This window comes from Kitasatospora sp. MY 5-36 (assembly GCF_001182915.1).
Taxonomy (GTDB): domain Bacteria; phylum Actinomycetota; class Actinomycetes; order Streptomycetales; family Streptomycetaceae; genus Kitasatospora.
The window spans coordinates 1-4,644 of the sequence record NZ_LFVW01000775.1 but is presented as its reverse complement, the minus strand read 5'-3'; the positions used below and the strand labels follow the sequence as shown (position 1 = coordinate 4,644).

The following is a 4,644-nucleotide window of genomic DNA, read 5'->3' as shown; positions in this document are numbered from 1 at the left end:
GTCGCCGTGCTCACCGAGCCCGGGCCCGAGGACTCCTGCCCGGCCGGGACCGCCTCGCTGCTGGTCCTCCCGCTGGCCGCCCGGGGCCGCCTGATCGGACTGCTCACCCTCGGCCGCACCGCCGCCGGCCCGGCCTTCACCCCCGACGAGGCCGCCCTGCTCGGCGATCTCGCCGCCCGCGCCGCCACCGCCCTCGACAACGCCCGCAGCTTCGCCCGGTCCCAGGGCATCGCCCTGGAGCTCCAGCGGGCGCTGCTGAGCGAGCCCGGCAACCCGCACCAGAACCTCTCCCTCGCCTCCCGGTACCTTCCGTCCGGGAGCTCCTCGGTGGTCGGCGGCGACTGGTTCGAGACGGTCCGCCTGCCGTTCGGGCGCACCCTGCTGGCGATGGGCGACGTCATGGGGCACGGCGTCGAGGCCGCCGTCGACATGAGCCACTACCGCTCCGCGCTGCGCGACCTCGCCGGGATGGACCTGCCCCCGCACCGGATCCTGCGCCAGCTCGACAACGTCATCTCCGCCGACGACTCCGCCCGCCCGGCGACCTGCCTGCTGGCCCTCGCCGACCCGGGCCGGGGCCGCTGGACCCTCTCCAGCGCGGGCCACCTGCCGCCCGCCCTGATCGCCCCCGGCCGTCCGACCGAGCTGCTGCGCGTCCCCACCGGGCCGCCGCTCGGCACCGGCCTCGGCGGCTACGAGCAGACCGCCCACCCGCTCCTGCCGGGCCAGACCCTGCTGCTCTACACCGATGGCCTGGTCGAGCGCCGGGACGAGGACATCGACGCCTCCCTGGAACGGCTCGCGGCCTTGCGCCTGCCCGCCACCGGGAACCTCGACGAGCTGCTCGACGCCGTCCTCCACTCCCTCGCCCCGCCCCCGGCCGCCGCCGAGGACGACATCGCCCTGCTGGTGGCCCGCCCCCGGCAGCGCTGACGGGCCGCCGCGCGCCGGTCCTCACCGCGACAGCCGCCCGGCCCTGACGGCCCCTCGGCCCGCACCCCCCGCCCCCGCACCTCCGCTCACACCTTCGCCAGCGCCCGCCGGACGTCCGCCCAGATGTCCTCGGGGTGCTCGATGCCCACCGACACCCGCACCGTCCCCGGGCCGATGCCCGCCGCCGCCAACTCCTCGTCCGACAGCTGCCGGTGGGAGGTGCTGGCCGGGTGCAGCACCAGGGTGTGCACGTCGCCCAGCGACGGGGCCAGCGAGGCGAGCCGGACGGACTCGGTGAACGTCGCGGCCGCTTCCCGGCCGCCGGCCAGGTCGAAGGCCAGGACTCCGCCGTGGCCGTCGGGCAGCAGGCGGCGGGCGAGGTCGTGGTCGGGGTGGGTGGGCAGGCCCGGGTAGTGGACGGCGGTGACCGCGGGGTGGGCGGCGAGCCGGCCGGCCAGGTCGAGCGCGGTCTCGCACTGGCGGCGGACCCGCAGGGCGAGGGTCTGCATCCCGCGCAGGGTCAGCCAGGCGGCGAACGGGTCGGCGGCGGCGCCGAGTTCGAGCGAGCGCCGCCAGACCCGGTGGTGCAGCGCCGGGTCGGCGAAGACGGCGATCCCGCCGAGGACGTCCGAGTGTCCGCCGAGGTACTTGGTCACGGAGTGGATCACGATGTCCGCGCCGTGCTCGATCGGGCGGCACAGCAGCGGGGTCGCGAAGGTGTTGTCCACCACGCTCGCCACCCCGGCCCGCTTGGCGACGGCGATCAGCCCGGGCAGGTCGGTGACCCGGGTGGTGGGGTTGGAGACGGTCTCCAGGAACAGCACCCGGGTGGTGGGGCGCAGTGCGGCCGCCACTCCGGCCGGGTCGTCGCCGTTCACGTAGCCGACCTCGACGCCCCAGCGCTCGGTGAGGTCGGTCAGCGCGCCGACGGTGCCGCCGTACAGGCTGCGCTGGGCGATCACGTGGTCGCCGGCGCGCAGCAGGGCGAGCAGCGCGGTGTTGATCGCCCCCATGCCGGAGGCGGTGGCGAGGGCTCCGGTGCCGCCCTCGAGTCCGGCGACGGCCTGCTCCAGCGAGCGGACGGTGGGGTTGCCGAAGCGGTTGTAGAAGAAGGCGCCGTCCGGTCCCCCGTGGGCTCCGGCGAGCGCGTCGCCGGTGTCGAAGGCGAACACGTGGCTCTGGTGCAGCGGGACGCCCAGCGGACGGCTGCCGGTGACCTCGGTGAGCGGCGGGTGGACGACCCGGCTCTCGGGGCGCAGCTCGTCGGGGGCCTCGTGGGAGTGGTGGTCGCTCATGGCGTTCATCCTCGGGCGGTCCCGGCGCCCGGGCCATGGCCAATCGCCGTCGAGTGGCCTGCCCGGGCGGTCGTTCCGGCCCATCGCCCGAAGGCGGTGGCGACGCCCGGGTCGCGGCGGCGGGTGGTTCCCCTCTACGACGGGTGGCTCCCGACCACGGCGGGTGGCTCCCGGCGGCGGCGAGAGGCTTCCGACGCCTCGCGGCTACTCGCGGCTACTTGCGGCGGCTGAAGATCCGCTTGGCCGCGTAGACGATCCCGACGATCAGCAGCACCACGAACAGGATGATCAGGATCACCACGACCAGCAGGAACTTACCCAGCTTGGCGAAGAAGCCCGACTTCTTCTTCTCCTCCTTGGCGAGGTTCGCGGCCTCGGCGGTGGAGGCACCGGAGGCGACCGTGGTGACGGAGGCACCGGAGGCGGCGCTCGCCCCGGTACGGACCTCCGTACCGGCGTCCGCGGCGGAGGCCCCCACGGCCGCCCCCGGGTTCGCGGCGGCGGCCGCGACGGTTCGGGGTGCGGCCACCGCCGCCGCGCCCGATGCCACGGCGGTGAGGCCGGTGGCGGCCAGCAGGGCCACCAGGGCGCCAGCCATCGAACGTATGATCCGACTAGTCATCATGCTCCTCAAAGCGGTTCCGGAGCAGCGCGGACCCCGCCGATCTGACCAATTTCTCATGGTCTGACCAGCTGGTTTTCCCATCCGCGCCTAGTATGCTCCACTGAAGTTCTACAGCGGTGTAAAAGTTTAGCGACGGGCCCTGCCCGGATCGGCTCCGGCCCCCGGCCACGCGAACCCGCCGCTTCGACGGGGGGCGCGTGGCAACTGTGGAGGATGACGACGTGTCTGGCCGCAAGGGTTCCCCCGGAGCCGAGAATTCGCCGCACCGGGCGGGCGGGCGCCGGAGCACCGGCCGGAGGGCCGACCGGACCGGAACCGGTCAGAACCCGGACAGCTCGGACATAGCGGAGGGCCCGGCGGAGGGCCGTGCGGCGGGCCGGGCGAAGAAGAAGCCCAAGCGCGGCACCAAGGAGAAGGTGCTCTGGGCGACCGCCGGCTGCACCGCCCTCGCCGTCCTCGGCGGCGCCGCCCTCTACTACCGGCTCAACAGCAACATCAGCACCTTCGACGGCGACGCCCTCAGCAAGGACCGCCCGGAGGCAGCGGCCCCGGACTCCCAGGGCCGCACCCCGGTCAACGTGCTGATGATCGGCTCGGACAGCCGCGGCAACGGCAACAGCGACCTGGGCGGCGGCGGGGACGGCGGCGCCCGCTCGGACACCGCGATCCTGCTGCACGTCTACGCCGACCACAAGCACGCCGTCGGCATCTCCATCCCCCGTGACTCCCTGGTCACCATCCCGCCGTGCAAGCTCCCCAACGGCAAGTGGACCAAGGAACAGACCAATGTGATGTTCAACAGCGCCTTCTCGGTCGGCGACAGCGACCAGGGCAACCCGGCCTGCACCCAGAACGCCGTCGAGAAGCTCACCAACCTGCGCGTCGACCACACCATCGTGGTGGACTTCAACGGCTTCGCGTCGATGACCAAGGCGGTCGGCGGCGTCGAGGTCTGCCTGCCGAACGACATCCACGAGGGGGACCTCAACCCCAACCTCGGCCGCAAGGGGAAGCTGCTCTTCGCCAAGGGCAAGCAGAAGGTCGAGGGCCAGAGCGCGCTGGACTACGTCCGGGTGCGGCACGGCATCGGCGACGGCTCCGACATCGGCCGCACCAAGCGCCAGCAGGCCTTCCTCTCCTCCCTCATCAAGGAGGTGAAGTCCCACGGCATGGACCCGACCACGCTGCTGCCGCTCGCCGACGCGGCCACGAAGTCGCTGACCGTCGACCCCGGCCTCGGCTCCGCCGCCAAGCTGCTCTCCTTCGCCATGGAACTCAAGGACGTGGACCTGCACGACATCAAGTTCCTGACCGTGCCGTGGCGTTACGAGGGCCCGCGGGTCGCCCTGGTCCACCCGGACGTGGACCAGCTGTGGGCCGCGCTCAAGGCCGACCGCACCATCGACGGCCAGGACGCGAGCGCCCCGGCCGAAGCCGGCTCCGCCTCCCCCGCCGCGGATCCCGCCACCACCCCCGCGGCCGCTCCGGCCCCGACGGCCGCCCCGGACGCCAAGGCCGCCGAGGTGAAGGTCTCCGTGCTCAACAGCACCGGCGAGACCGGGCTCGGCGGCCGGGCCGCGGAGACCGTCAAGGGCGCCGGCTACACCGTCACCGGCGTCGGCAACGCGGTCGGCAAGCCGCGCAGCACCACCGTCGTCGAGTACGGCACCGGCGAGCGCACCGCCGCCGAGTCGGTCGCCAAGCTCTTCCCCGGCGCGACCGTGCAGCCCGGCGGCCGGGGCGTCAGCGTCGTCCTCGGCCACGACTTCGCCGCCGCCAACCCGGCGGGCC

4 protein-coding genes are annotated in these 4,644 nt (G+C 74.0%); 2 read left to right on the top strand and 2 right to left on the bottom strand.

Translation table 11 applies throughout. The annotated features are described in order from the left end of the window. On the top strand, positions 1 to 933 hold a 933-nt coding region (locus AE652_RS35725; protein WP_049659166.1), incomplete at its 5' end, for a PP2C family protein-serine/threonine phosphatase. Between the two features lie 86 nt (positions 934 to 1,019). Here the strand turns inward: AE652_RS35725 and AE652_RS35720 are convergent. Together AE652_RS35720 and AE652_RS45685 are read right to left on the bottom strand one after the other, a co-directional pair. Next, positions 1,020 to 2,228: a PLP-dependent aspartate aminotransferase family protein gene (locus AE652_RS35720; RefSeq protein WP_049659164.1), complete on the bottom strand. Its 1,209-nt coding sequence runs from the start codon at positions 2,226 to 2,228 to the stop codon at positions 1,020 to 1,022. Between the two features lie 214 nt (positions 2,229 to 2,442). Next, positions 2,443 to 2,826 carry a hypothetical protein gene (locus AE652_RS45685; RefSeq protein WP_049659163.1) on the bottom strand — a complete coding sequence of 128 codons (384 nt, stop codon included), beginning with the start codon at positions 2,824 to 2,826 and terminating at the stop codon, positions 2,443 to 2,445. Between the two features lie 248 nt (positions 2,827 to 3,074). Between AE652_RS45685 and AE652_RS35710 the strand changes: the two genes are divergently transcribed. Continuing rightward, positions 3,075 to 4,644, top strand: a 1,570-nt coding sequence (locus AE652_RS35710; protein WP_369808361.1) for an LCP family protein, incomplete at its 3' end; no start/stop codon positions are given.